Source organism: Thermomonas mangrovi (assembly GCF_028201335.1).
GTDB classification, from domain to species: domain Bacteria; phylum Pseudomonadota; class Gammaproteobacteria; order Xanthomonadales; family Xanthomonadaceae; genus Thermomonas; species Thermomonas mangrovi.
The window spans coordinates 502,006-528,543 of the sequence record NZ_JAPEVV010000001.1 but is presented as its reverse complement, the minus strand read 5'-3'; the positions used below and the strand labels follow the sequence as shown (position 1 = coordinate 528,543).

Below are 26,538 nucleotides of genomic sequence, written 5' to 3'. Positions count from 1 at the left end.
GATGGGGATGGGTCGTGTGCTGCTGTTCGTGGTGCTGTTGGGCTGGGTGGGCGTTGCGTCGGCGGCGGACCAATGTCCGTTGCTGCGGCAACAACAGTCGGCGAGCGAGGTCGCCACCCGCATCGCCGCCGCGGCCTGCGACGAGCACCTGCGCTGGCAACGGCCGTTCATCACCCCCGACGGTCGGATCGCCAGCGGGCAGGTGTGGGAGGGCGAAGCGCGCGGGCTGGAGGCGGGTGGGGCGCCGTGGCGCCAGGTCGCCCGCTACTGGCAGGAGGCGGGCTTGCTGGGCCGCACCGATGCCGCGGGCGCCAGCGACTGCAGTTACGCGGTGACCAACCCGGCGTATCCGGGACTGGGCTGTCGCGGTTTCGTGATCGACACGCCGTGGTCGGCCGCCTTCGTTTCCTGGGTGATGCAGCGCGCCGGCGTGCCCGCGTTCCGTGGGTCCGCCGGGCATTTCGACTACGTCCGCGCCGCGCGCCGCGACCCCGAGGGCAGCCCGTACCGCTTCCTCGATCCGATGGCGACGGCGCCCGCCACCGGCGACATGCTCTGTTACGTGCGCACCCAGCGCGTGTACGGGCATGCTGGCCTGGCGGCCCTGATCGACAGCGGCGCGACCGGCCTGAACATGCATTGCGACGTGGTCGCCGCGGTGAACCCCGGCGGCGACGGCAAGGCCTACCTGGTCGGTGGGAACGTCCAGCAGGCGGTCACCATGCGGGTGCTGAACCTCAATGCCGCCGGACGGTTCTGGTCGCTGCCAAGGCGCAGCGAAGGCGATCCCGCGTGCTCGCCCGAGGCGCCATCCGCCTGCGATTTCAATCGCCAGGATTGGGCGGTGCTGCTGCAGCTCAAGCCGCAGGACGCGCTGGCCAAGCTCGGGCCGGTCGAAGCGCCGCGCTGGCTGCCGACTCCGCCCGTGCAGCAGACCTGCTGCGTGAACTGCGTGGTCGGGTCCGGGGTGCCGCGCTGCCCGTCGGCGGGCGGCCAGCCGCTGCCGACCGCGCCCGACCCCGAGGATTGACGCCGCCGGTCAGGCCGTCGCCGGCTTGCGCTTCGGGCGTGGCTTGGCGCGATGGTCCATCTGCACGCCCAGCACCGCCTTGCAGTGGATGCAGCTGTAGCTGATGCAGCGCGCCTTGCTGTCGCCATCGACCATGCCGACGATGGTTTCCACGTGCACGTGCAGCACGCGCTTGCCGCATTTCGGACACTCGCCCTGGATCGCCATCGCGGTCTCCCCGGCCGGGGTGGCCGTCGCTCAGGGGGAACGGCGGCTGGCGTCGAAGGCGGCCAGTTGCTCCGGCGTGGCCTCGGCCTGGTGGCGGGCCTTGAACTCGGGGTAGGGCATCCCGTAGACGATCGTGCGGGCCTCGTCCCGGCCCATCTCGATGCCGCGTTCGGTCGCGGCCTCGCGGTACCAGTCGGCCAGGCAGTTGCGGCAGAACCCGGCCAGGGTCATCAGGTCGATGTTCTGCACCTCGGGGCGTTCGACCATCAGGTGCTGGCGCAGGCGGCGGAACGCGGCGGCTTCGAGCGCGGTGGTGTCGGTGTCTTGCATGGGGGCAGGGCGGTCCGGGTGGGCGATAATGCGGGACCCGAATCTACCGCACCGCACCGCATGACCGCGCGCATCCTGGACGGCAAACGCATCGCCGACGCCCTGCTGGACGACCTCAAGGCGCAGGTCGACGCGCGCGTGGCCGCGGGCCTGCCGCGTCCGGGGCTCGCGGTGGTGCTGGTTGGCGGCGACCCCGCCAGCCAGTCGTACGTCCGCAACAAGCGGCGCGCCGCGCAGAAGGTCGGCATCGCGGCGTTCGACCACGACTTGCCTGCCGGCACCGGCGAAGCGGAGTTGCTGGCACTGATCGATCGCCTGAACGCCGATCCGGCGGTGCACGGCATCCTGGTGCAGCTGCCGCTGCCGGGTATCCCCGATGCGAGCCGCCTGATCGAACGCATCGATCCGCGCAAGGACGTCGACGGTTTCCACCCCGCCAACGTCGGGCACCTGGCCCTGCGCCAGTTCGGGCTGCGGCCGTGCACGCCGCGCGGGATCACCACCTTGCTGGCGTGGACCGACCGCCCGGTGCGCGGCCAGAGCGCCACCATCGTCGGGGTATCCAACCATGTCGGGCGGCCGATGGCGCTGGAGTTGCTGATCGCCGGCTGCACCGTGACCAGCTGCCACAAGTTCACCCCGGCCGACGTCCTCCGGCGCCACGTCGGCGAGGCCGACATCCTGGTCGTCGCGGTCGGGCGCCCTGGCCTCATCCCCGGCGAATGGGTCAAGCCCGGCGCCGTGGTGATTGACGTCGGCATCAACCGCCTGGACGACGGCCGGCTGACCGGCGACGTGCAGTTCGACGCCGCGGCGGCGCGCGCCAGCTGGATCACGCCGGTGCCGGGCGGGGTCGGGCCGATGACCGTGGCCACCTTGATGCAGAACACCCTGGAAGCCGCGGAGCTGGCGGATAACGCGGCGGACCCACGCTGACCTACCGGGCGCTCCCCGCCGGGCGGCCGCGCGGGGCTATAATGACGCGCTTCCCCACCTCTCCCGGGACTGCCGATGCTCCGCATCCAGGCTGAAGCACTGACGTACGACGATGTTTCCCTCGTCCCCGCGCATTCGACCGTCCTGCCGAAGGACGTCTCCCTCGAAACCCGCCTGACCCGCGACCTGCGGATCCGCCTGCCGATCGTGTCGGCGGCGATGGACACCGTCAGCGAATCGCGGCTCGCGGTCGCGATGGCCCAGCTCGGCGGCATCAGCATCATCCACAAGAACATGACGGTGGAAGCGCAGGCCGCGCAGGTGACCCGGGTCAAGACCTTCGAGGCCGGCGTCATCAAGGATCCCTTCACGGTCGGGCCCGACACCACCATCGGCGAAGTGCTGCGCCTGACCCGCGCGCGCAACATCTCCGGCGTGCCGGTCGTCGACGGCGACGGCCACCTGGTCGGCATCGTCACCGGGCGCGACATGCGCTTCGAGAAGAAGCTCGACGATCCGGTCCGCCACATCATGACCAAGAAGGACAAGCTGGTCACGGTGCGCGAGGGCGCCAGCGACGACGAGGTGCTGGGGCTGCTGCACAAGCATCGCATCGAGAAGGTGCTGGTGGTCAACGATGCATTCGCCCTGCGCGGGCTGATCACGGTCAAGGACATCCAGAAGAAGTCGGACAACCCGAATGCCGCCTACGACGCCAGCGAGCGCCTGCTGGTCGGCGCCGCGGTCGGCGTCGGCGGCGATACCGAGCAGCGCATCGAGGCCCTGGTCGCGGCTGGCGTGGACGTGGTCATCGTGGATACCGCGCACGGCCATTCGCAGGGCGTGATCGACCGCGTCGCGTGGGCCAAGAAGCGCTTCCCGGCGCTGCAGGTCGTCGGCGGCAACATCGTCACCGGCGATGCCGCGCTGGCGCTGATGGATGCGGGCGCGGACGCGGTGAAGGTTGGCGTCGGCCCCGGCTCGATCTGCACCACGCGCATCGTCGCCGGCGTCGGCGTGCCGCAGGTGACCGCGGTGGCGATGGTGGCCGAGGCGCTGCAGGACCGCATCCCGCTGATCGCCGATGGTGGCATCCGCTATTCCGGCGACATCGGCAAGGCGATCGTCGCCGGTGCGTCCAGCGTGATGATCGGCGGCCTGTTCGCCGGCACCGAGGAAAGCCCCGGCGAGACCGAATTGTTCCAGGGCCGCAGCTACAAGAGCTACCGCGGGATGGGCTCGCTCGGCGCGATGGAGAAGGGCTCCAAGGACCGCTATTTCCAGGACGCCAGCGATGCCGACAAGCTGGTGCCGGAAGGCATCGAGGGCCGGGTGCCGTACCGTGGCCCGTTGAGCGGCGTGGTCCACCAGTTGGTCGGCGGGTTGCGCGCGACGATGGGCTACGTGGGCTGCGCGACCATCGAGGACATGCGCAGGAAGCCGTCCTTCGTGAAAGTCACCGGTGCCGGCCAGCGCGAGAGCCACGTGCACGACGTGCAGATCACCAAGGAACCGCCGAACTACCGCGCGTCCTGACGCAAGCCACGGAGGGGAAACGCGAGTTTCCCTTCTTCGTTTCCAGCGGAAGCACTCCACGATGACCCAGCAGACGCACGCCGACCTCCACGCAGACAAGATTCTGATCCTCGACTTCGGCGCGCAATACACGCAGCTGATCGCCCGCCGCGTGCGCGAGATCGGCGTGTACTGCGAAATCTGGGCCTGGGACCACGACCCGGCGGAGATCGCGGCCTTCGGCGCGAAGGGCATCATCCTGTCCGGCGGGCCCGAATCGACCACGCTGCCGGGCGCCCCGGCCGCGCCGCGCGAGGTGTTCGACAGCGGGTTGCCGCTGCTCGGGATCTGCTACGGCATGCAGACGATGGCGGCGCAGCTTGGCGGCGCCACCGAAGCCGCGGACCAGCGCGAGTTCGGCCATGCCCAAGTCGAGATCGTCCAGCCCGACGCGCTGTTCGCCGGCCTCAGCGATCATGGCGGCGCCCCCCGCATCGATGTGTGGATGAGCCACGGCGACCACGTTTCCAAGGCGCCACCCGGCTTCTCGATCACTGCGACCACCGACCGCATCCCGGTCGCGGCGATGGCCGACGAAGCCAAGCGCTGGTACGGCGTGCAGTTCCACCCGGAGGTCACGCATACCAAGCAGGGCCAGGCGCTGCTGCGCCGTTTCGTGGTGGACGTCTGCGGCTGCCGGACGCTGTGGAATGCCGCCAACATCATCGAGGACCAGGTGGCGCGGGTGCGCGCGCAGGTCGGCTCGGACGAGGTCATCCTGGGCCTGTCCGGCGGCGTGGATTCGTCGGTGGTCGCGGCGCTGCTGCACAAGGCGATCGGCGACCAACTGACCTGCGTGTTCGTGGACACCGGCCTGCTGCGCTGGAACGAAGGCGACCAGGTGATGGCGATGTTCGCCGAGCACATGGGCGTCAAGGTCATCCGCGTGAATGCCGCCGACCGCTACTTCAGCGCGCTGGCCGGCGTCAGCGACCCGGAAGCCAAGCGCAAGATCATCGGCAACCTGTTCGTCGAGATCTTCGACGAAGAATCGAACAAGCTCGCCAACGCCAAGTGGCTGGCGCAGGGCACGATCTACCCGGACGTGATCGAGTCCGCTGGCAGCAAGACCGGCAAGGCGCATGTCATCAAGAGCCACCACAACGTCGGCGGCCTGCCCGAGGACATGAAGCTGGGGCTGGTGGAGCCGCTGCGCGAACTGTTCAAGGACGAGGTGCGCCGGCTCGGCGTGGAACTGGGCCTGCCGCGCGAGATGGTCTACCGCCATCCCTTCCCCGGCCCGGGCCTGGGCGTGCGCATCCTCGGCGAGGTGAAGCGCGAGTACGCCGAACTGCTGGCCAAGGCCGACGCGATCTACATCGACGAACTGCGCAAGGCCGGCCTGTACGACAAGACCAGCCAGGCCTTCGCCGTGTTTCTGCCGGTGAAGTCGGTGGGCGTGGTCGGCGATGCGCGTGCCTACGAATGGGTGATCGCGCTGCGCGCGGTGGAGACCATCGACTTCATGACCGCGCACTGGGCGCACTTGCCGTACGACTTCCTGGGCACCGTGTCCAACCGCATCATCAACGAACTGCGCGGGGTGTCGCGCGTGGTCTACGACATTTCGGGCAAGCCGCCCGCGACGATCGAATGGGAATGAATGGCCTGCTTGCGAACCACCGGTTCGCAGGCCATTCATTGCGCCGCCGATCAGGCGGGGCCGGGTGCAAGCGACCGTTTGCGCGCCATTGGCGCGCTTTCGATGAGCGCCCCCTTCGAGTACAGGGGGACAGGGTGACCAGGACGTTGCGATGAATCCAGGATCCGAGCAATTCGACGACGAACGCTGGATGCGCCACGCCCTTGCCCTAGCCGCGCGCGCGCGCGACGAGGACGACGAAATCCCGGTCGGCGCGCTAGTGGTGGACGCCGAGGGCAGGCTGGTCGGTGAAGGCTGGAACCGCAACATCGCGGACCACGACCCGAGCGCGCATGCGGAGATCGTGGCGATGCGCCGGGCTGGCGCGGCGCTGGGCAACCACCGGCTGGTCGGGTGCACGCTGTACGTGACCCTGGAACCCTGCGCGATGTGCGCGATGGCGGCCATCCATGCGCGCGTGGCGCGGGTGGTGTTCGCTGCGCGCGACCCGAAGACCGGGGCCGCCGGCAGCGTGTTCGACCTGCTGGCCGACCCGCGCCACAACCACCGGGTGGAAGTGCTGGGCGGCGTGCTCGGCGAAGAGGCGGGCCGCATGCTGACCGCCTACTTCCGGGCCAAGCGCGGGAAGGCCTGAGGCGCCTGCGGCCGGGATTCAGCCGCGCCTGGCGAGTTCCTGGTCGAGTTCCTTGTCGAAGCTCTTCACCGCGAGGCTGACCTCGCGCCAAAGCGCCACGCTGGCGGCCAGCACGAACAGCACGCCCAACACCGCAAGCAGGGTCGGCACTGCACCGAGGCGGAAGCCGAGGAGCGCGTCCATCGCCAGCGCGAGGCTGGTCCCGACGAAGGCGGCCAATCCGGCGTAGAGCAGGCGGCAGGCGCGCAGCACGAGGTGCGCACGCTCGCGATGGCGGCGGATCTGTTCGTCGCGGTCGGCGCGGTCCGGGGCATCCTTTTCCCAGGCCACGATCAGGGCCCGCAGCCGGTCCACTACCCGAGCCAGCCGCGTGTTGGCGGAGGCGAGCAGGGCGGCGGTGGCGGTCAGGAAGAACGCCGGGGCCAGCATCGCAGTCAGGATCGCGTGGTGGCCGACGGGGTCGGTGGCGGTCTGCAGCATCTGGGGCGGATCCGGGGCGAGCCGGTATCATGCCGCAACCCTCGCCCGCGATGCGCGCATGCACCCCGACGCCCCGAACGAACGCCTGGTCTGGATCGACCTCGAGATGACCGGACTGGACACCCAGCAGGACGGCATCCTCGAGATCGCCACCGTGGTCACCGACGCTCGGCTCAACGTGCTGGCCGAGGGGCCAGACCTTGCGATCGCCCATCCATTGGCGACGCTGGAGGCGATGGACGACTGGAACCGCAACCAGCACGGCAAGTCCGGCTTGTGGCGCCGCGTGCTGGACGAGGGCGTGCCGCTGGCGGAGGCCGAAGCACGAACCCTCGCGTTCCTGCGCGAGTGGGTGCCGGCCAAGGCCTCGCCGATGTGCGGCAATTCCATCTGCCAGGACCGGCGCTTCCTGCACCGGCTGATGCCCGCGCTGGAAGCCTACTTCCATTATCGCAACCTCGATGTCAGTACATTGAAGGAGTTGGCCCGCCGCTGGGCGCCGCAGGTGCTCGACGGCGTCCGCAAGGAATCGGCGCATACCGCACTGAGCGACGTGCGCGATTCGATCGCGGAACTGCAGTATTACCGGCGTCATCTCGCCGCGTTCGCGAGCGTCGGGGAGGGTTGAGTGGCCGCCTCGACGGCGACGCGGGCGTGGCGCTGGATCGCCGCGCTCCTGCTCGCCTGCGCCTGCGCCACGACCTCCGTGGCCAAGCCGATCGGCACCATGTTCCGCGAAACCTGGACCACCCGGCAGGAATTGCCGCACAACCAGATCAACGCCATCGTGCAGACCCCGGATGGCTACCTCTGGTTCGCGACCTGGGAGGGACTGGTCCGCTACAACGGCCTCGAATTCCAGGTGTTCGACCGCCGCAACGTGCCCGAGTTGCGCGACAACGGCATCCGGTCGCTGCGGGTGTCGGCCGATGGCGCGCTGGTGATGGGCACCTCGCGCGGCGGGGTGACCATCCTCGACCGAGGACGCTGGCGGACCTACGGTCGCCGCGAGGGGCTGACCCAGGACGAGGTGATGGACGCGGCATTGGACAGCCGCGGCCGGCTGTGGGCGGCCACCGAGAGCGCGGGCGTGTTCGTGCTGGATGGCGCCAAGGTCACCCGTTATCGCGCGGGCGCCGGCCTGCCATCGGACATCGTCTACGGCTTGCTGCCCGCGCGGGATGGGTCGATGTGGGTCGCCACCGCGGGCGGGATCGCGCGGTTTTACGGCAACCAACCGCGCATTCTCGCCGGCCCGGCCAGCGGCCTGCCCGCCGCGCCCGTGTTCCGCGTCGAGGAAATGCCGGATGGCGGCGTCTATGCGGGGACCGAGGCGGGTGCGTTCCGCCTCGAGGGTTCCCGGTTCGTCCCGCTGTCCCCGTTGCTGCCGCGCGATGGCGTGGCCAGCTTCGCGCGCGACCATGCCGGGGCGCTGTGGATCGGGACGGTCAGCAGCGGGCTATTGCGCCTCGACCGCGATGGCCTGGAGCGTTTCGACAGCCGCCAGGGGCTGCCGAACAACCGCGTCCCGTCGCTGTTCGTCGATCGCGAAGGCAGCGTCTGGGCAGGCACCAACGGCGGGCTGTTGCGCCTGCGCGATGCGCCTTTCACGACCTATGGCAGCGAACAGGGGCTCAGCGACGATTACGTCCGGGCCGTGATCCCGGCCCGCGGGGGCGGCATGTGGATCGGCACCAGCCGCGGCCTCAACCTCTGGCGGAACGGGGTGCTGGTGCGCTCGTTCACGCGCGCCGACGGCCTTCCCAGCGATTCGATCATGAGCCTGCTGGAGGATCCCGACGGTACCCTGTGGGTGGGCACGTACACGGCCGGCGTCCTGCAGATGCGCGGCGGCCGGGTCATTCGACACCTCGATTCAGCCCACGGGTTGACCGGCAGCAACCAGGTACGCGCGCTCCTGCGAACCGGACCGGACACGCTGTGGATCGGGACGTCGCGTGGCCTGGTGCGCCTGCAGGGTGGGGCGATGCGGCACTTCGGCGTCGAGGACGGACTCCCGCGCGACTACGTGATGGCGCTCCACCAGGCGCGCAACGGCGATGTCTGGGTGGGCACCGCCGACGGTGCGGTGCGGATCGCAGGCGACCGTGCGCAACCGATCCGGGCGGACGAGGCGATGGACGCCCGCGACATCCTCGGTTTCGCGGACGACGAGGATGGGACGGTGTGGATGGCCAGCGACCGCGGCCTGCTGCGCTACCGGAATAGCCGCCTCGCCTTGCTGGGGCTGCGCCAGGGGATGCCCGTCGACACCATTTTCCAGGTCGTCGATGATCGCGCCGGGCACTTCTGGCTCAGTTCCAACCGCGGGGTGCTGCGCGTGCGCCGCGCCGACGTGGACGCGGTCCTCGACGGCCGCCGGCCGACGCTGAACGTCGACCAGTTCACCGAAGTCGACGGCCTGGCCAGTGCGCAGTGCAACGGCACCTCGGGGCCCTCCGCCGTGCTGGCGCCGGACGGCCGGGTGTGGGTGGCGACCGCCCGCGGTGCCGCGGTGGTCGATCCCGCCGCGCTGCAGGGCTACACCCGCGAACTGCCGCCGGTGGTGATCGAGCGGGTCCGCGCGAACGATCGCGATCTGCGCGCCGGCGAGCGGCTGGAGCTGCCGGCGGGCACCCGCAAGCTCGATTTCCAGTACGCGGGCTTGAGCTTCCGCATGCCCCGGCTCCTGCGCTACCGCCACAAACTCGAGGGCGTGGATGCCGCCTGGGTCGACAACGGGACCCGCAGGCTGGCGCAGTACACCAACCTTGCCCCGGGGCACTACCGCTTCCTGGTGTCGGTGTCGGCACCCGGGCTGGGCCAGGACTGGAGCCCGGGCGCGACCATGGTGGATGTCGTCATCGCGCCCTACCTGTGGCAGCGCGCCTGGTTCCTGCCGGCCTGCATCGGATTGGCGGGCCTGCTGGTGGTGGGGGTCTTCCGCTGGCGCACCTCCGAACTCGCGCGGCGGGCCGGGGCCCTGGAAGCGCTGGTGCAATCGCGGACCCACGCCCTGCGCGAGCAAACCGACCGCTTGATCGCGTCGGATGCCGAGAAATCGCAGCTGCTGGAGCGCATCCGCGAGCAGGCCGATGCCTTCGAGCGGCAGGCGCGCGAGGATGCGCTCACCGGCCTCGCCAATCGCCGGCACGGCAACGAGGTGCTGGCCACGGCGCAGGAGCGCACGCGTGCTGCGGGTCGCCCGCTCTCGTTCGCGCTGTTCGACGTCGACCATTTCAAGCGGATCAACGACGGGTTCTCGCACCAGGCCGGCGATGCCGCGCTGGTCCAGGTCGCCAACGTGCTGCGCCGCGAGCTGGGCGCCGTCGCCACCGTTGCCCGCTGGGGCGGCGAGGAGTTCGCCGCGGTGTTCGAGGACATCGCCCTGGACGACGCGCGCCGCGCCTGCGAACGCGCACGGCTGGCGGTCGAGCGCATCGACTGCGCGGGCTTCGCGCCGGGCTGGACCGTGACGGTGAGCGCCGGGGTGGTCGAACGGCAGGCGCTCGATACCCACGAACACCTGATCCGGCGCGCGGACGACCTGCTCTACGACGCCAAGCGCGGCGGGCGCAACCGGATCGCTGGCTAGGTCGCGGGTGGCGCCTGCTTTGGCGCGCGGTCGCCGTCGTCGGCCACGCCGCGCAGCAGGATGTCGGCGATCGGGCGTCCATCGGCGTCGCTGTGGTAGACGTGCAGGTCGCGTTGCGGGTAGGGGATGCTGAGCCCGTTCGCGATCAGCTGGTTGTGCACGGCTTCCACCACCCGGCTGCGTGCCTCGATGAAATCCCCATTGGCCACGAACGCCTGCAGCACCAGGTCCACGCTGCTCTCGCCGAGGTTCAGTACACGTACCACCGGGGCCGGATCGTCCAGTACCAGCGGCTCGTCATTGGCGATCCGCAGCAGGATCTCGCGGGCCTGCTGCAGGTTGTCGTTGTAGCCCACGCCCACGGTGACCTCGAAGCGCCGTTGCGGCAGGCTGGAGTAATTGATGATCGGCGCGGTGGTGACCTGGCTGTTCGGCAGGATGATCACCCGGTGGTCGAGCGCGCGCAGCCGGGTCTGGAACACCCGGATCTCCAGCACCACGCCTTCCTGTCCGGCGGCGATCACATGGTCGCCGGCGCGGAACGGCCGCAGCACGATCAGCATCACCCCGGAGGCGATGTTGGACAGCGAGTCCTTCAGGGCCAGGCCCACCGCCAGGCCCGCCGCGCCCAGCACCGCGAACATCGAGGTGGTGGGAATGCCGATGGCGGCCAGTGCGGTCATGATGACCAGCACCAGCGTCACCGCGTAGGCGATGTTGCCGAGGAAGCCGCTCAGCGTGCTGTCCACGCTGGCGCGCCCCAGCACGCGGCCGAGGCCCGCGCTGAGCCGTCGCGCCAGCCAGCGGCCGACCACGAAGATCGCCAGCGCCGCCAGCAGCCGCAGGCCCCAGGCCTCGAGCAGCTGCAGCCAGTCGATGCCGCGCAGTTCGCGCGCCAACTGGGTGGCCTGTTCGTGTTGCGGGGCGAGGGCGGGAACGCTGGGCTGCATCTTGGCTCCGATGGTTGAGTGCGCATCCTTGCCGCGGCCGCGGCAGGGCTTGGCAGGATAACGCGCAGGCCGCAAAGGCACGATCAGCGTGCCCCGCGGCCTGCGCGCGCGGTCAGCCGGCGGACCGCGTGCCGCGCTGCTTCACCAGTGCATAGATCACCGGGATCACCACCAGCGTCAGCAGGGTGGAAGACACCATCCCGCCCACCATCGGCGCGGCGATCCGGCGCATGATCTCCGAACCGGTGCCATGGCTCCACATGATCGGCAGCAGGCCGGCCATGATCGCCACCACCGTCATCATCTTCGGCCGCACCCGCTCCACCGCGCCACTGACGATGGCGCGCTGCAGGTCGGCGGCAGAGAACGATCGGCCTTCCGCCGCGCATCGCGCCTTGATGTCCTCCAGCGCATGGTCGAGATAGAGCAGCATCACCACCCCGGTCTCCGCGGCCACCCCGGCCAGCGCGATGAAGCCCACCGCCACCGCCACGCTGAGCTGGTAGTCCAGCAGCCACAGCAGCCAGACCCCGCCCACCAGCGCGAACGGCACCGACAGCATCACGATCAGCGATTCGGTGATGCGCCGGAAGTTGAGGTAGAGCAGCAGGAAGATCAGCGCCAGGGTCACCGGCACCACCACCTGCATCCGCGCCTTGGCCCGCTGCATGTATTCGTACTGCCCGCTCCAGCTGACGTAGGTGCCCGGCGGCAGCCGCACCGCTTCCGCCACCGCCTGCTGCGCGCGCCGCACGTAGGCGCCGAGGTCGCTTTCGCGGGTGTCGACGTAGATGTACGCCGCCAGCTGCGCGTTCTCGGTGCGGATGGACGGCGCGCCCTTGCGGATTTCCAGCGTGGCCAGTTCGCCCAGCGGCACCTGCGCGCCCTCCGGCGTGGTCACCAGCACCTGCTGCGCGATCCGCTCGGGGGTGTCGCGCAGTTCGCGCGGGTAGCGCACGATCACCCCGAAGCGCTCGCGGCCTTCCACCGTGGTGGTGACCAGCTGGCCGCCCAGCGCGCTGGCGACCACGTCCTGCACGGCGCCGGCCGACAGCCCGTATCGGGCCAGCTGCTGCGGTTCCGCCACGATGTCGAGGTAGTAGCCGCCGGTCAGGCGTTCGGCGTAGGCGCTGGTGGTGCCGGGCACCTTGCGTACGGCGGCCTCGATCTGGCGGGCGACCTGTTCCAGCTGCTCCAGGCTGTTGCCGAAAACCTTGATCCCCACCGGCGTGCGGATGCCGGTGGACAGCATGTCGGTGCGCGCCTTGATCGGCATCGTCCACGAGTTGGCAACGCCCGGGAACTGCAGCGCCTTGTCCATCTCCGCGATCAGCTTGTCCACCGTCATGCCGTCGCGCCACTGGTCTTCCGGCTTGAGGTTGATGGTGGTTTCGAACATCTCCAGCGGCGCCGGGTCGGTGGCGGTCATTGCGCGGCCGGCCTTGCCGAATACCGATTCCACCTCCGGGAACGACTTGATGATGCGGTCCTGCTGCTGCAGCAGCTTCTGCGCCTGCGTGACCGACAGGCCGGGCAGGGTGGTGGGCATGTACAGCAGGCTGCCCTCGTTGAGGGCCGGCATGAATTCGCTGCCCAGTTTCGAAGCCGGCCACAGCGAGGCCAGCAGCACCAGCCCGGCCACGCCGAGAGTGAGCGCGCGGTGTTTCAGCACCCCGTGGATGACCGGTCGGTACAGCGCGATCAGCACGCGGTTCACCGGGTTCCTGTGCTCGGGCACGATCCGCCCGCGCACGAACAGCAGCATCAGCACCGGCACCAGCGTCACCGACAGCAGCGCGCCGCCGGCCATGGCGAAGGTCTTGGTGAACGCCAGCGGCTTGAACAGGCGGCCTTCCTGCGCTTCCAGCGCGAACACGGGCAGGAACGAGACGGTGATGATCAGCAGGCTGAAGAACAGCGCCGGGCCGACCTCCCGGCAGGCCTCGATGATGATCTGCGCGCGCGGCTTGCTGCCATCGTCGCGCTCCAGGTGCTTGTGCGCGTTCTCGATCATCACGATGGCGGCATCGACCATCGCCCCGATGGCAATCGCAATGCCGCCCAGGCTCATGATGTTCGAGTTCATGCCCAGCGCGCGCATGGCGATGAACGCGACCAGCACCCCGACCGGCAGCATGATGATCGCCACCAGCGCGCTGCGCACGTGGAACAGGAACAGCACGCAGACCAGCGCCACGATCACGCTTTCCTCCAGCAGCGTGGTGCGCAGGGTGGCGATCGCGCGATCGATCAGCTGCGAGCGGTCGTACACGCTGCGGATGCTGACGCCTTCCGGCAGGCCGGACTGGATCTCCCGCAGCTTCTCCTTCACCGCGCCGATCACCGCGCGGGCGTTTTCGCCGTAGCGGGCAATCGCTATCCCGCCCACCGCCTCGCCTTCGCCGTCCAGCTCGGCGATGCCGCGGCGTTCGTCCGGCACCAGCTCGACGTTGGCGATGTCGCGCACCAGCACCGGCACGCCGCCCTCCGCCTTCACCACCAGCTGCTCGATGTCGCCGATGCCGCGCAGGTAGCCGCGCCCGCGCAGCATGTACTCGGTCTCGGCCAGCTCCAGCGTGCGGCCGCCGACATCGCGGTTGCTGGCCGCGATCACTTCGCCGACGCGAGCCAGCGGAATGCCGTATTCGCGCAGCTTGACCGGGTCCACGGTGACCGAATACTGGCGCACGAAACCGCCGATGCTGGCCACCTCGGCCACCCCGTGCGCGGCGGTGAGCGGGTAGCGCACGAACCAGTCCTGCAGCGCGCGCAGCTGGTCCAGCGAATGGCGCTTGCTCTCCAGCACGTACTGGTACACCCAACCGACGCCGGTGGCGTCCGGCCCCAGCGTGGGGGTGACGCCGGCGGGCAGCTGGCGGCCGGCGGCGCTGAGGTATTCGAGCACCCGCGAGCGCGCCCAGTAGATGTCGGTGCCGTCCTCAAAGATCACGTAGACAAACGACGAACCGAAGTAGGAGAAGCCGCGCACCACCTTCGCATCCGGCACCGCCAGCATGGCGGTGGTCAGCGGATAGGTGATCTGGTCTTCGACCACCTGCGGCGCCTGTCCCGGCGCCTCGGTATAGACGATGACCTGCACATCGGACAGGTCCGGCTGCGCGTCCAGCGGCGTGTGCAGCAGCGTATGGATGCCGCCGGCGGTGAGCGCCAGCGCCAGCACCAGCACCAGGAACACGTGTCGCGCCGACCACTCGATGATCCGGGCCAGCATGTCAGTGCTCCCTGTCTGGCATGTCGTGGCCGGCATGCGGATCGTTTTTCGGCGTGGCCGGCATGGTGTGGCCCGCATGCGGATCTGCCTTCGGCATCGCGTGACCTGCGTGCGGGTCCGCCGCCGGCGCGGCCGGCATCGCGTGACCGGCATGCGGATCCGCCGCCGCTGCGGCCGGCATCGCATGCCCCGCATGCGGATCCGCGTCCGCGGGCGTTGCCGGTGCATGGCTGCCCATGTCGTGGCCGGCGTGGCCGGTGCCGGTGGTCGCGGCCAATCCCTGCAGGGCCGCGCGCAGGTTGCTTTCGGCGTCGATCAGGAAGTTGCCTTCCACCACCACGCGCTCGCCTTCGCGCAGGCCGTCCAGCACTTCGACGCGGTCGCCGCTGCGCCGACCGGCGGTGATCGGCCGAGGCGCGAAGCGGCCGTCCGCCACTTCGACCAGCACCACCTGGCGCTGCCCGGAATCGATCAGCGCCGAGCGCGGAATGGTGAGCGCTTCGGGACCCCGCTCTCCGCCCAGCACCACCGTGCCGTACAGGCCCGGCCGCAGCCGGCCGTCCGGGTTCGGCAGCGCCACCCGCACCGCCAGCGTGCGCGTGGCTGCATCCAGCATGGGCTGCAGGAAGCTCACCTTGCCATCGAACGTTTGGCCGGCCAGCGCGGGCGAACTGAAGCGGGCGGGCTGGCCCAGCCGCACGCTGCCGATCTGCGCGGCCGGCACGTTCACCGTCACCCAGACCGTGGACAGGTCCGCCAGCCGCAGCAGGGTGTCGCCGGCAACGAAGCGCGCGCCTTGCACGACGGGCTTTTCCACGATGACGCCGGCGACCGGCGCAGTGATGGTGAGATTGCCGGGCGGCAGGTGCGCAAGATGTTCCAGCTGGCCCGCGTCGATGCCCCAGTTCAGCAGGCGCCGCCGGGCGGCGTCGCGCAGCCGGCGCATGGACTGCAGGCTGGCCGCGTCGCCGTCGCGCAGTTCGCGCAGCGCCGCATCGGCCACGCGGTAGTCCTCCTGGGCCGCGAGCAGTTGGGGGCTGTATACCGTTGCCAGCGCCTGGCCGCGCCGCACGGCCATCCCGGTCTGGTCGGCCTGCAGGGTTTCCACCCAGCCGTCGAAGCGCGGGGCGATCACGTGCTGACGGGTTTCGTCGACGCCGATGGTGCCGCTGGCACGGACGTCGGCGGCAAGCACCTGCCGGCGCGTCGGCTCAGTGCGCACCCCGAGCGTCTGGATCTTCTCCGGCGACAGCACCACGGTACCGGGCGCGGCGCTGGCCTCGTCCTCGGCATAGACCGGGATGTAGTCCATGCCCATCTCGTCCTTTTTCGGCACCGGCGAGGTGTCGGGCAGGCCCATCGGGTTGCGGTAGTACAGCGGCTTGCGCGGCGCTGGCGCGTTTGCCGGGGCGGCGGGCGCGTCGGTCTTCGTCAGGCGCCCCAGCACGATGCCGCCGCCGAGTGCGACGACGACGCCGGCGGCGATCAGGATGCCGTGGGAACGGTTCATGGAGCGTCTCCTTCGAGGGCGCGCACGCTGGCGGCGCCAAGCAGTTCGTCGCGGGTGGCGTCGAGGTGGGCAAGCCTGGCGTCCTGCCATTCGGCCAGGGCGTCCAGCAGTGCGTTGAAATCCACGTCGCCGACCTGGTAGCTGGCCAGCGCGGAGCGGTAGTTGGCTTCGGCCTGCGGCATGCGGGTGGAGGCCAGCAGCTCGCGCTGGCGCCGGGCGCTGCGCCACTGCGCCCAGGCAACGCCCAGTTGCCCGCCCAGCGAGGTCTGCTGTGCCTCTGCGCGCGCCTGCGCGGCTTCTTCCAGCCGTCGCGCCTCGCGCTCGCGCGCGGCAAGCGCGCGCCGCTGCAGCGGCAGCTCCACCTCCAGCATCAGATCGAAACCGTCGATGCGATGACCGCGCTGCATCGCGCCGACGCCCACCGAGATATCCGGCCAACGCTCGCGCTGGCGCAGCCGCAGCGCGTCCTGCGCAGCCGCCACCTGGGCCTGCGCCGCCTGCAGCGCGGGATGGGCGCCGTTGTCGAGTTTCGCCAGCGCTTCACCTAGCGTGGCGCTGGCCACTGCCAGTTGCGGCACCTGCGCGGCCGGCGCCAGCGCGGCATCGGCGCGGCGGCCCAGCAGGAGGTTGAGCAGCATGCCGGCTTCGCTGCCGGTTTCCTCCAGCGCGATGCGCTGGCCCTGCGCGCGGGTGGTCAGCACCTGCGCGCGGATCGCGTCCTGCTGCGGCACCATGCCCAGCGCATAGCGCACGCCGGCGATTTCCTCCAGCGCCTGCAGCAGGGCGATCCGCTCGTCGACCAGCCGCAGCGCCTGCCCGGCATGCCAGTAGCGCACGTAGGCGGTCTCGGCCTGGGCCAGCAGTGTCAGCGCGGCTGCGTCGCGGCCGGCGTCGAGCGCGTTCGCGTTTTGCTCCGCGATCCCTCGCGCCAATCCGCGCTTGCCCCACAGCGGGATGCGCTGGCGCAGCTGGTAGCTGGTGCTGCCGATGTTTGCCGGCAGCGGGCTGGGATGATCGGGCGAGATGCCCTGCAGCGAGATGCCCACGGTGGGATTGGGCAGGCTGCCGGCGGCGACGGCCTGCGCGCGCGCGGCCTCGGCGTCCGCCGCGCGGGCGCGCAGCTCGGGATTGTGCTGCAGCAGCCAGGCGCGGACCGAAGCCAGGTCGGCACCGGGTGGCGGATCGTCGGCCGGGCGGGCCGGCGCGCAGAAGGCAAGCAGCAGGCAGGACAGTGCCAGCCAGCGCCGGACTGTCGGGGCGATGCGCAGGGCATCGCCGGGCGGTGGGAGTCGCATGTTCGACCTCGATCAGACCCGTGGAGCCGGCGCGCGGGCGCGCGCGGCACTGCAGCGGCGATGCGCAGGGCATCACCGCCGGTGGCGGGGATCGGAGATCAGATCAGCAGCAGCGCGGCGGGATGCGCGGTCGGCCGGTGCCAGGCGATGGGCGGTGGCGAATCCACCCGGCGCAGCGTCGCCGGCGCGTGGGGCGTCAGCGCAGCCACCAGCGCCGGCACCAGCGCCGGCATCGCGGGCAGCGCAGGGATGCGCGCCGTGTCCGGGCTGGGCACGTCCTGGTCGCAGTGCGCGGCGCACAGGCCGTCGTCGTCAGTTGGCGGCGGCGCCTGATGGCAGTCGCTGCCGTGGCCCTGCATCGCCACCGCCTGTGCGACCGCCGGCGGCAGCTCCGCCGCGCACACCGCATGCCAGGCCAGCGCGGTCTGCGACCATAGCAGCGCCAGCATGGCGAGCATCGCAATGCGCAGGTGCAGGCGGCGGCGGATCGGTTTCATGCGCAGTGGATTGCGGAGGCGGGCGGGGCGGGCAGTGCGGCCAGTATCGACCTTGCCCCGGGGGCAAGGTCAAGCGGCAAGGATCAGTGCTTGGCCTTCGCCAGCGCCAGCCAGGTATCGACCACGGTGTCCGGGTTAAGCGACACCGACTCGATGCCCTGTTCCATCAGCCACTGCGCCAGATCCGGATGGTCGCTGGGGCCCTGGCCGCAGATCCCGACGTACTTGCCCTTGGCGCGCGCGGACTGGATCGCCATCGACAGCATCTTCTTCACAGCCGGGTCGCGCTCGTCGAACAGGCCGGCGACGATGGCGCTGTCGCGGTCCAGGCCCAGGGTGAGCTGGGTCATGTCGTTGGAGCCGATGCTGAATCCGTCGAAGATTTCCAGGAACTCGTCGGCCAGCAGCGCGTTGGAGGGGACCTCGCACATCATGATGATCTTGAGCCCGTGCTCGCCCTGCACCAGGCCGTTCTCGCGCAGCACCTCGACCACCTGGCGGCCTTCCTCCAGCGTGCGCACGAACGGGATCATCACCCACACGTTGTCCAGGCCCATCGCCTCGCGCACGCGCTTGACCGCCACGCACTCCAGCGCGAACGCGGCCTTGAAGCTGGGGTCGATGTAGCGGGAGGCGCCGCGGAACCCGATCATCGGGTTCTCCTCGTGCGGCTCGTACTTGGAGCCGCCCAGCAGGTTGGCGTATTCGTTGGACTTGAAGTCCGACAGGCGCACGATCACCGGCTTCGGGTAGACCGACGCGGCGATGGTGGCGATGCCTTCCTTCAGGCGCTCGATGTAGAACTCCACCGGGCCTGCGTAGCCGGCGATGCGCGCGTCGATCTTCGCCTTCGTCGCGGCGTCCTGGCGGTCGTAGTCGAGCAGCGCCTTGGGATGCACGCCGATGTGGCTGGCGATGATCATCTCCAGCCGGGCCAGGCCGATGCCGGCGTTCGGCAGCATGCCGAAGTCGAAGGCGCGGTCCGGGTTGGCCACGTTCATCATGATCTTGAGCGGCGCCGGCGGCATGTTGCCGAGGTCGGTGGTGGTGCGCTCGAAGGGCAGGGCGCCGGCGTAGATGAAGCCGGTGTCGCCCTCGGCGCAGCTGACCGTCACCGGGTCGCCGTCGCGGATGCGGTCCAGCGCGTCGCCGGTGCCGACCACCGCGGGCACGCCCAGCTCGCGGGCGATGATCGCCGCGTGGCAGGTGCGGCCGCCGCGGTTGGTCACGATGGCGGCGCTGCGCTTCATCACCGGCTCCCAGTCGGGGTCGGTCATGTCGGCGATCAGCACGTCGCCGGGCTGCACGCGTTCCATGTCGGCCAGCGAGCGCACCACGCGGGCGGTGCCGCTGCCGACCTTGTGGCCGATCGCGCGGCCTTCGGACAGCACCTCGCCGCGCTGCTGCAGGGTGTAGCGCTCGATCTGGGTGGCGTGCGCGCGCGACTTCACGGTCTCCGGGCGCGCCTGCAGGATGTAGAGCTTGCCGGTGTGGCCGTCCTTGCCCCACTCGATGTCCATCGGCCGGCCGTAGTGCTGCTCGATCACCAGCGCCTGCTTCGACAGCTCCTGCACGTCGGCATCGCTGATCGAGAACCGTGCGCGCAGTTCGGCGGGCGTCTCTTCGGTGCGCACGCGCTCGCCGGGCACGTCGGAATACACCATGCGCAGCTGCTTGCTGCCGAGCGAGCGGCGCAGGATCGCCGGCTTGCCTGCCTTGAGCGTGGGCTTGTAGACGTAGAACTCGTCCGGGTTGACCGCACCCTGCACGACCATCTCGCCCAGGCCGTAGCTGGCGGTCACGAACACCACGTCGCGGAAGCCGGATTCGGTGTCCAGGGTGAACAGCACGCCGGACGCGCCGACGTCGGAGCGCACCATCAGCTGCACGCCGGCGGACAGGAACACGTCCTCGTGGGCGAAGCCGTGGTGCACGCGGTAGGCGATCGCGCGGTCGTTGTACAGCGAGGCGAACACCTCCTTGACCTTGCGCACCACGTCGTCCGCGCCGGTCACGTTGAGGAAGGTTTCCTGCTGGCCGGCGAAGCTGGCGTCGGGCAGGTCCTCGGCGGTGGCGGAGGAGCGCACCGCGACGGCGATGTCGGCGGCCCCGGCATCCGCGCACAGCTTGGCGTAGGCGCTGCGGATGTCGGCATCCAGGTCGGGCTGCAGCGGGGCGTCGATCACCCAGCCGCGGATCTCGGCGCCGGCCCGGGTCAGCGCCGGCACGTCCTCGACATCGATGGTCGCGAGCTTGTCGTAGATGCGGGCGTGCAGCGTGTTGTGCGCGATGAACGCCTTGAACGCGTCGGCGGTGGTCGCGAAGCCGCCAGGCACGGACACGCCGAGGCCGGACAGCTCGCCGATCATTTCGCCGAGCGAGGAATTCTTGCCGCCCACCTGGGCGAGATCGGACAGGCGCAGGTCGTGCAGCCAGAGGACGTTGGCGGTCAAGGCGGGGGCTCCGAGGGGGGTGGGGCGGCGCGGGCGTGCCGGAGTCCGCTATTTTAGACGCCACCCCCGGCCATGACTACGATTGCAGATGGATGCCGTCCGCCCCGTGTTCTACGTCTCCGACGGTACCGGCATCACCGCCGAGACCATCGGCCACAGCCTGCTGACCCAGTTCACCGGCACCCGCTTCCAGACCGACCGCCTGCCGTTCGTGGATACCCCCGACAAGGCGCGCGAGGCCGCCGATCGCATCCGCCGGGCGGGGCAGGTGGCGGGCGTCCGCCCGATCGTGGTCAATTCCTGCGTCGATGCCGGCCTGACCGCCTTGCTGGGCGAGAGCGGCGCGCTGATGCTGGACGTCTTCGCGCCGTTCATCGAGCCGCTGGAGCGCGAGCTCGGCCAGAGCCGCCAGCAGCGGGTAGGGCAGGCGCATGGCATGGTCGACTTCGAGGCCTACCATCGCCGCATCAATGCGATGAACTACGCGCTGACCCACGACGACGGCGTGCGCCTCGACTACGACGAGGCGGACCTGATCCTGGTCGGGGTGTCGCGTGCGGGCAAGACCCCCACCTGCATCTATCTGGCCCTGCACCACGGGGTGAAGGCGGCCAACTATCCGCTGACCCCGGAAGACCTGGAGGACGAGCGCCTGCCGGCCAAGTTGCGCCAGTACCGGCAGAAGCTGTTCGGGCTCACCATCGACCCGCTGCGGCTGCAGCAGATCCGCCAGGAACGCCGGGCCAACTCGCGCTATGCGCAACTCGACACCTGCCGTCGCGAGGTCGCCCAGGCCGAGGCGATGCTGCGCCGGGAAGGCATCGAGATGCTCAGCACCACCCACGCCTCGATCGAGGAAATTTCCAGCCGCGTGCTCGAGCACCTGGGGATCAACCGCGAGATGTACTGAGCAGTGCGCGGGCAGGGGAGGCTGTCCCAACAGCACCTGCATGGGTCCGTCGGTGGCCCCTGCCGCCCCGCCGCAGCCGCGTGTAGGATCGGGCCATGACCCTGGCCCTCTCGCGACGTGCACCGCTCCCACGCCTGAGCCGCTTCGGCTGGCTGATGGGCCTGTACGCGGAGAACCATGCGCGCCTGCAACGGCTGTTCGAGCCTGCCGACCTCGGCTGCGGCCGCTACCTGTCTGCCATCGGCGACGGACTCGACGTCCATCTCGAAGTCGTCGAGCAACATGCGTACACCTCCGAGTTGCGCATGAGCTATGGGCTGGTCGACCCGCAGACCGGCCTCGCCGATCCTTCCGCCAGCCTGCGCCTGTATCGCGATGCGCGGCAGGTCGAGGCGACGCACTGCTATGCGGGACGTCGCTGGCAGGACGTGATCGGCATGTTCCCGCCACCGGAGCGCATCCTCGACCACCGCCTGCGGATGAACACCTTCCTCGGCAAGTGGCTGCAGTACCTGGCGGAGCAGGGGCACGGCGTCGCGACGCTCCATGCATGCGATGCGGACGCGATCGCAAGAAACGCTTGACGCTTCCGCGAATCACCCGCAAAATGCGCGCCTTTCCAGCCCGTGGGGCCATAGCTCAGCTGGGAGAGCGCCTGCATGGCATGCAGGAGGTCGCCGGTTCGATCCCGGCTGGCTCCACCACGTTTCGCTGGTTTCGGTTTTGTCCCCATCGTCTAGAGGCCTAGGACATTACCCTTTCACGGTAGCGACCGGGGTTCGAATCCCCGTGGGGACGCCACCTCAAGACCGAAGCACGAGAAGCCGCCGCAAGGCGGCTTTTTCGTATGGTGGCCATGCGTTGCGCGCCGGCGGGATGCACGCCGTCAGCGTTCCGCGCTGGAAGCAGGCGCTGCCGGGAATTTCCGACATCCGCTTGCGCCTTCGCCCGACAACGCACGCAATACTTCGCCTAGGGAGTGGGCCGCGCGGATGCGACAGGCTGGTTGCAACCACAGTCCAGGTTGCGCCGATGTCGATCGTCCGACTCCTTGCCATTGCATGCCTCGCTGCCGTCGCGCTGTGCCCGCCGGCGGCGGTTGGTGCGGAACTGCATCGCTGCGTCTCACCGACGAAGGTGGTGGGGTATCACGCGACGGCATGTCCGCATGGACATCGCGAACTCGGTATCGTCCATTACGCGCCCGTGCCAGACAGCATCGCGCGTCCGGCCTTGAGCGAACCAACACCGGTACGCACGCCTAGGGCGACGCGAATCGCGCGGTCGAACGCCACGGGTCGCGGATCGCGAACCCAAACAAGAAATGATCTGTGCCGCATCGCCAAGCAGCAACGCAGGGCCGCGGAGAATCGCATCGGACTGAAACGGACCTATGCGGATCTCGGCAAGCTCGATGCGCCCGTGCGGGCCGCATGCAACGGGTATTAGCCAAGCGGCGGGCGAGCTGGCGAAGATCGGCCCGTGAACATCGGGATCGTTAATGTTCGCATAATGTCTATTATGTTCTGAATGCGGGACCACTTGACCGTGTCCGCGGCCTGGGCATTAATCCGGCTGCGGAGATGGCATTCCTCCGGCCGGTTCGCCGGCGAACCGCCTCCCTGGCTGATGATGCCTGCCGACCCACTCCGGGTGTGCAGGCGTGCTTGGCGTTTGGCGCGCACATCCTCGAACGGAGCGACCGCGTGCCCTGGATGTCCCTGATCGCGATCTTCATTGGCGCCGGCTTCGGCGCAATCTCCCGCTGGGGCTTGGGCTTGGCGCTCAATCCGATGTTCCCGACGCTGCCGCTGGGCACGCTGGCGGCGAACGTGGTCGGCGGCTTCCTCATGGGCGTCGCGCTGGGCCTGTTCGAGCAGTTCCAGGCAATCCCGCCCGCGATGCGCCTGTTGATCGCCACCGGCTTCCTCGGCGGGCTGACCACGTTCTCCACGTTCTCGGCAGAAAGCGTGACTTTGCTGCTGCGCCAGCAGTACGGCTGGGCCGCCGCGCTGGTGGCCGTGCACACCATCGGCTCGATCGTGGCCACGTTCGCCGGCTACGGCGTGTTCCGGATGCTGGCCAAACCCTGAGGATCGACGCGATGGAAGGCACCCACCTGCGCCTGTACACCTACGAGAACCGCAAGGTCCACGGTCGGTTGGTCCACGAATGGCTGCTGGAACAGGCGCGCGGACTCGGCATCGCCGGCGGCTCGGCGTATCGCGCGATCGCGGGCTACGGCCGCGCGGGCGAGTTGCACGAGATGCATTTCTACGAATTGGCCGGCGAACAGCCGGTGCTGGTCGAGTTCTTCGCGCCGTCGGCGGCGATCGACCGCTTGCTGGCGGCCGCCACCGATGCGGGGCTGGCGCTGTTCTGGGTCAGGAACCAGGCCGACTTCGGACAGCTTCCCCGAGCCTGACGCCGCGGGTCAGGTGCCCTCGCCGCGCGCCTGCGCACGCGCTTCGCGCAGGGCGTCCAGCTTTTCCTTCAGCCGTGCTTCCATGCCGCGCGTGGTGGGTTCGTAGTAGACCTGCTCGCCCATTGCGTCGGGGAAGCCGGTCTGGCCAAGCGCGACGCCGCCTTCGACGTCGTGGTCGTACTGGTACGCCTTGCCGTACCCGAGCGACTTCATCAGCCCGGTCGGGGCATTGCGGATGTGCAGCGGCACCGGCTGCGTGCCGTACGCCTCGACATCGGCGCGCGCACGTTTCCACGCAACGTAACCGGCGTTGGACTTGGCAGTGCTGGCCAGGTACAGCGTGAGCTGGGCCAGCGCGAGGTCGCCCTCCGGCGACCCTAGCCGGTCGTGGGCCTGCCAGGCCTCGATCGCCATCTGGAGGGCGCGCGGATCAGCCAGGCCGATGTCCTCCACCGCCATCCGGGTCAGGCGCCGCGCAAGGTAGGCCGGGTCCGCGCCGCCATCCAGCATCCGCGCCAGCCAGTACAGCGCGGCATCCGGATTGGAACTGCGCACGCTCTTGTGCAGCGCCGAGATCTGGTCGTAGAACGCATCGCCGCCCTTGTCGAAGCGCCGGGTGCGGTCGGCCAGTACCTGCTGCAGGGTGTGCTCGCCGACCACCCCGCCCTCGCCTGCCGCCAGGTCGGCGGCGATCTCGAGCAGGGTCAGCGCGCGTCGCACGTCGCCGTCGGCGGCAATGGCGATCTGCCGGAGCAAGACGGGCGCGATCGCGATCCCGCGATCGCCGAGCCCGCGTTCGCGGTCGTCGAGCGCGCGTCGCAAGGCCTGCTCGATGTCCTCCGGCGAGACCGCTTCCAGCACGTGGACGCGGCACCGCGAAAGCAGCGCCGAGTTCAGCTCGAACGACGGGTTTTCGGTGGTGGCGCCGACGAACAGGATCGTCCCGCGTTCGATGTGCGGGAGGAAGGCATCCTGCTGCGTCTTGTTGAAGCGGTGCACCTCGTCGACGAACAGCACGGTGCGGCGGCCGCCCTCGAAGCGCGCCTGCGCCTGGGCCAATACGTCGCGCACCTGCGGCAGCCCGGATAGCACCGCCGAGATCGCGACGAATTCGGCCTCGGCGTAGTGCGCCAGTAACAGCGCGAGCGTGGTCTTGCCGCAACCAGGCGGACCCCACAACACCATCGAATGCAGGCGGCCGGACTCGATCGCGCGACGCAGCGCGGACCCCGGCGCCAACAGCCTGCCCTGCCCGACCATGTCGTCGAGGCCGCGCGGCCGCATGCGCTCGGCGAGCGGACGCATGGCGAGTGCGTCGGCGGGATCGGTCAACAGGTCGCCGCGGGCGGGCGTGGATCGGGAGGCGGCCACCCGCCGATTCTAGCGCGCGGCCACGGCCTCGCCGGTACCGGCCACTACGTCGAAGTCGTAGCTCGGCGCCAGCCAGCGGCCGGCCTCGCGGTCGTACAACGCACGGACGCTGACCGGTACGCGGTCGTGGCCGTCGAAGATCGCGACCGCGTCCGCTGCGACGATGTCGCGACGTCCATCGCTGCCGATCACCTGCGCCTTGCCGAGGCTGACGTCCACCGCGTTCGACTGGAACTCGGCATCCAGCGCGGCATCCAGCGCGCTGACGAGCCCCGGAAGCGGGAGCGCGTCCGCGCGCTTGGCGTACGCGGTGCGCGCGCCGATGACGATGTTCGGACTTTCGACCACCATGCCGGTGGTGTCGTAGAGCGCATCGAAGCGGATCGGCATCCACGCTTGCGCGCCCGCGAAACGGATGCGGGCGTCGCCGTGCAGCGCCAGGTCCCGCAGGCTCACGCGGTCGGCCTTTACTTCGCCGAGACGCAGCTCGACCCGCTCGCCCTCGAAACGGGATTGCAGCGCGCCGATCAGCGCGGCGGCGGTCGCGGCGTCGATGGCGTCGCGCGCGCGCGCGTCGAGCGTCGGGGCCGATGACACCTTCGCATCGGCCCGGCCCTCGACGAACAGGCCCGGCGCATTGCCCGCCGCCACGGTGCCGGCGGCGACGGTGCCGATCAGGGTGGCGAGGAGGATGCGGTGCATGGGTGTGTCCGGTGTCTGGATGCCGCCAGAGTCCGCCATTGCGCGTCGAACGCGCGTGAGCGGCGGGCCAGCAGGCTGAACGCCCGCCGACCCGCGATCATCACCCGCCGATCACATCCACACCCTTGGCCGGCACGAAGACGAAGGTGTTCTTGGCGAAGACGGGATTGCGCTTCCACGGGCCGAAGCCGATGACTGTGCGCTGGCCCAGCGCATCGACGTATTCCATCCGCGACAAGCCACCCTTGGCGAAGCCCAGACGCGCGGTCTTGAACGCCGCCTCGCCGGTGCGCGGGGTCAGCTTCATCCACTCCACGCCATCCCGGGTGCCGTCCTCCTGCACCACGAAATCGCGATCGAGCCTGGCGGGATCGAGCAGGATCGCCAGCGGGCTGCTCGCCTCCTCCGCGCCCTGCGGGCGCTTGCTTGCCTGCTGCAGGTCGGGGTCGTAGACCCACACGGTCTTGCCGTCGGCCACGATCACTTGCGGGTACGGCTTGGCGTATTCCCAGCGGAACAGGCGGGGTGCGGACACCGCCACGCGGCCGGTCGAGCGCTCCTTCTGCTTGCCGCGCGGATCGAACACCTGCTGGGTGAATTGCCCGTCCAGGCCCTTGAGGCCCTTGGTGAAGGCCTGCAACTGGTCTCGAGCGCCCGCTTGTGCGACCTGGGCGGCCAGCAACAAGGCGACGGCGAGCAGGCTGGATCGAATGCGCATGGGAAGTCTCCGTTCAGCGATGCGCGCAGTCTCCGCCAACCAGGCTGAATGCGCGTACACGGGAGCCTGCGTCGTTGGCGTGCGC

The 26,538-nt window shown here is 69.9% G+C and carries 24 protein-coding genes, 2 tRNA genes and 1 riboswitch; of the genes, 14 read left to right on the top strand and 12 right to left on the bottom strand.

The window, feature by feature from the left end; all coding sequences use genetic code 11:
* Position 1: 1 nt before the first annotated feature.
* Positions 2–1,030 (top strand): DUF2272 domain-containing protein, encoded by a 1,029-nt coding sequence (locus ON759_RS02535; RefSeq protein WP_271678767.1) that lies wholly within the window; start codon positions 2–4, stop codon positions 1,028–1,030.
* 9 nt (positions 1,031–1,039) lie between these two features.
* Here the strand turns inward: ON759_RS02535 and ON759_RS02530 are convergent, their stop codons facing one another.
* The gene (locus tag ON759_RS02530; RefSeq protein WP_271678766.1) at positions 1,040–1,237 is read right to left on the bottom strand and encodes a hypothetical protein; all 198 of its coding nucleotides are present in this window, start codon (positions 1,235–1,237) and stop codon (positions 1,040–1,042) included.
* Positions 1,238–1,267: 30 nt separating this feature from the next.
* Complete coding sequence (locus ON759_RS02525; RefSeq protein WP_271678765.1) at positions 1,268–1,567, bottom strand: DUF1244 domain-containing protein; 300 nt, start codon at positions 1,565–1,567, stop codon at positions 1,268–1,270.
* Positions 1,568–1,627: 60 nt separating this feature from the next.
* Here ON759_RS02525 and folD point away from each other — a divergent pair, with 60 nt between their 5' ends.
* The 4 genes from folD (at position 1,628) to tadA (ending at position 6,315) form a co-directional block, all read left to right on the top strand.
* The gene (folD, locus tag ON759_RS02520; protein WP_271678764.1) at positions 1,628–2,503 is read left to right on the top strand and encodes a bifunctional methylenetetrahydrofolate dehydrogenase/methenyltetrahydrofolate cyclohydrolase FolD; all 876 of its coding nucleotides are present in this window, start codon (positions 1,628–1,630) and stop codon (positions 2,501–2,503) included.
* Positions 2,504–2,578: 75 nt separating this feature from the next.
* The gene (gene guaB / locus ON759_RS02515) at positions 2,579–4,039 is read left to right on the top strand and encodes an IMP dehydrogenase (protein ID WP_271678763.1); all 1,461 of its coding nucleotides are present in this window, start codon (positions 2,579–2,581) and stop codon (positions 4,037–4,039) included.
* Positions 4,040–4,100: 61 nt separating this feature from the next.
* Positions 4,101–5,681: a glutamine-hydrolyzing GMP synthase gene (guaA, locus tag ON759_RS02510; RefSeq protein ID WP_271678762.1), complete on the top strand. Its 1,581-nt coding sequence runs from the start codon at positions 4,101–4,103 to the stop codon at positions 5,679–5,681.
* Between the two features lie 151 nt (positions 5,682–5,832).
* Entirely contained in the window at positions 5,833–6,315 is a 483-nt protein-coding gene (gene tadA / locus ON759_RS02505; RefSeq protein ID WP_271678761.1) for a tRNA adenosine(34) deaminase TadA, read from the top strand.
* A gap of 18 nt (positions 6,316–6,333) precedes the next feature.
* Here the strand turns inward: tadA and ON759_RS02500 are convergent, their stop codons facing one another.
* Positions 6,334–6,795: a DUF2721 domain-containing protein gene (locus ON759_RS02500; RefSeq protein ID WP_271678760.1), complete on the bottom strand. Its 462-nt coding sequence runs from the start codon at positions 6,793–6,795 to the stop codon at positions 6,334–6,336.
* A gap of 58 nt (positions 6,796–6,853) precedes the next feature.
* Between ON759_RS02500 and orn the strand changes: the two genes are divergently transcribed.
* Both orn and ON759_RS02490 read left to right on the top strand, forming a co-directional pair.
* The gene (orn, locus tag ON759_RS02495) at positions 6,854–7,423 is read left to right on the top strand and encodes an oligoribonuclease (RefSeq protein ID WP_271678759.1); all 570 of its coding nucleotides are present in this window, start codon (positions 6,854–6,856) and stop codon (positions 7,421–7,423) included.
* Complete coding sequence (locus ON759_RS02490; RefSeq protein ID WP_271678758.1) at positions 7,424–10,390, top strand: two-component regulator propeller domain-containing protein; 2,967 nt, start codon at positions 7,424–7,426, stop codon at positions 10,388–10,390.
* Here ON759_RS02490 and ON759_RS02485 read toward each other — a convergent pair.
* The 6 genes from ON759_RS02485 to ppsA all read right to left on the bottom strand — a co-directional run bounded on the left by ON759_RS02485 (position 10,387) and on the right by ppsA (position 20,327).
* The gene (locus ON759_RS02485) at positions 10,387–11,340 is read right to left on the bottom strand and encodes a mechanosensitive ion channel family protein (RefSeq protein WP_271678757.1); all 954 of its coding nucleotides are present in this window, start codon (positions 11,338–11,340) and stop codon (positions 10,387–10,389) included. The two genes, ON759_RS02490 and ON759_RS02485, sit on opposite strands and share 4 nt — an antisense overlap.
* 112 nt (positions 11,341–11,452) lie before the next feature.
* Positions 11,453–14,572 carry an efflux RND transporter permease subunit gene (locus tag ON759_RS02480; RefSeq protein ID WP_271678756.1) on the bottom strand — a complete coding sequence of 1,040 codons (3,120 nt, stop codon included), beginning with the start codon at positions 14,570–14,572 and terminating at the stop codon, positions 11,453–11,455.
* A 1-nt stretch (position 14,573) separates the two neighbouring features.
* Entirely contained in the window at positions 14,574–16,082 is a 1,509-nt protein-coding gene (locus tag ON759_RS02475) for an efflux RND transporter periplasmic adaptor subunit (RefSeq protein ID WP_271678755.1), read from the bottom strand.
* Complete coding sequence (locus ON759_RS02470) at positions 16,079–17,377, bottom strand: TolC family protein (RefSeq protein WP_271678754.1); 1,299 nt, start codon at positions 17,375–17,377, stop codon at positions 16,079–16,081. Before ON759_RS02470 ends, ON759_RS02475 begins: the two co-directional genes overlap by 4 nt.
* A gap of 98 nt (positions 17,378–17,475) precedes the next feature.
* A complete protein-coding gene (locus ON759_RS02465; protein WP_271678753.1) occupies positions 17,476–17,874 on the bottom strand; it encodes a hypothetical protein in 399 nt (132 codons plus the stop codon).
* An 83-nt stretch (positions 17,875–17,957) separates the two neighbouring features.
* Positions 17,958–20,327 carry a phosphoenolpyruvate synthase gene (gene ppsA / locus ON759_RS02460; protein ID WP_271678752.1) on the bottom strand — a complete coding sequence of 790 codons (2,370 nt, stop codon included), beginning with the start codon at positions 20,325–20,327 and terminating at the stop codon, positions 17,958–17,960.
* A gap of 88 nt (positions 20,328–20,415) precedes the next feature.
* On the opposite strand from ppsA, the gene ppsR reads away from it, so the two are divergent.
* The 7 genes from ppsR (at position 20,416) to ON759_RS02425 (ending at position 23,662) form a co-directional block, all read left to right on the top strand.
* Positions 20,416–21,237: a posphoenolpyruvate synthetase regulatory kinase/phosphorylase PpsR gene (ppsR, locus tag ON759_RS02455; RefSeq protein WP_271678751.1), complete on the top strand. Its 822-nt coding sequence runs from the start codon at positions 20,416–20,418 to the stop codon at positions 21,235–21,237.
* A gap of 95 nt (positions 21,238–21,332) precedes the next feature.
* Positions 21,333–21,821: a DUF1249 domain-containing protein gene (locus ON759_RS02450; protein ID WP_271678750.1), complete on the top strand. Its 489-nt coding sequence runs from the start codon at positions 21,333–21,335 to the stop codon at positions 21,819–21,821.
* Positions 21,822–21,865: 44 nt separating this feature from the next.
* Positions 21,866–21,941, top strand: a tRNA-Ala gene (locus ON759_RS02445).
* 21 nt (positions 21,942–21,962) lie between these two features.
* A tRNA-Glu gene (locus ON759_RS02440) sits at positions 21,963–22,038 on the top strand.
* A 231-nt stretch (positions 22,039–22,269) separates the two neighbouring features.
* On the top strand, positions 22,270–22,686 hold the full coding sequence (locus ON759_RS02435; RefSeq protein ID WP_271678749.1) for a hypothetical protein: 417 nt from the start codon (positions 22,270–22,272) through the stop codon (positions 22,684–22,686).
* A gap of 121 nt (positions 22,687–22,807) precedes the next feature.
* Positions 22,808–22,883, top strand: a riboswitch (Fluoride riboswitch).
* Positions 22,884–22,952: 69 nt separating this feature from the next.
* Positions 22,953–23,330, top strand: coding sequence for a fluoride efflux transporter CrcB (gene crcB, locus ON759_RS02430; protein ID WP_271679018.1), 378 nt, complete (start codon positions 22,953–22,955; stop codon positions 23,328–23,330).
* Between the two features lie 11 nt (positions 23,331–23,341).
* The gene (locus ON759_RS02425) at positions 23,342–23,662 is read left to right on the top strand and encodes a DUF190 domain-containing protein (RefSeq protein WP_271678748.1); all 321 of its coding nucleotides are present in this window, start codon (positions 23,342–23,344) and stop codon (positions 23,660–23,662) included.
* Between the two features lie 9 nt (positions 23,663–23,671).
* Here the strand turns inward: ON759_RS02425 and ON759_RS02420 are convergent, their stop codons facing one another.
* The 3 genes from ON759_RS02420 to lolA form a co-directional block, all read right to left on the bottom strand.
* Positions 23,672–24,967 carry a replication-associated recombination protein A gene (locus tag ON759_RS02420; RefSeq protein WP_271679017.1) on the bottom strand — a complete coding sequence of 432 codons (1,296 nt, stop codon included), beginning with the start codon at positions 24,965–24,967 and terminating at the stop codon, positions 23,672–23,674.
* Between the two features lie 75 nt (positions 24,968–25,042).
* Positions 25,043–25,735 (bottom strand): hypothetical protein, encoded by a 693-nt coding sequence (locus ON759_RS02415; RefSeq protein ID WP_271678747.1) that lies wholly within the window; start codon positions 25,733–25,735, stop codon positions 25,043–25,045.
* A 100-nt stretch (positions 25,736–25,835) separates the two neighbouring features.
* Entirely contained in the window at positions 25,836–26,453 is a 618-nt protein-coding gene (gene lolA, locus ON759_RS02410) for an outer membrane lipoprotein periplasmic chaperone LolA (protein WP_271678746.1), read from the bottom strand.
* Between the last annotated feature and the right edge of the window lie 85 nt (positions 26,454–26,538).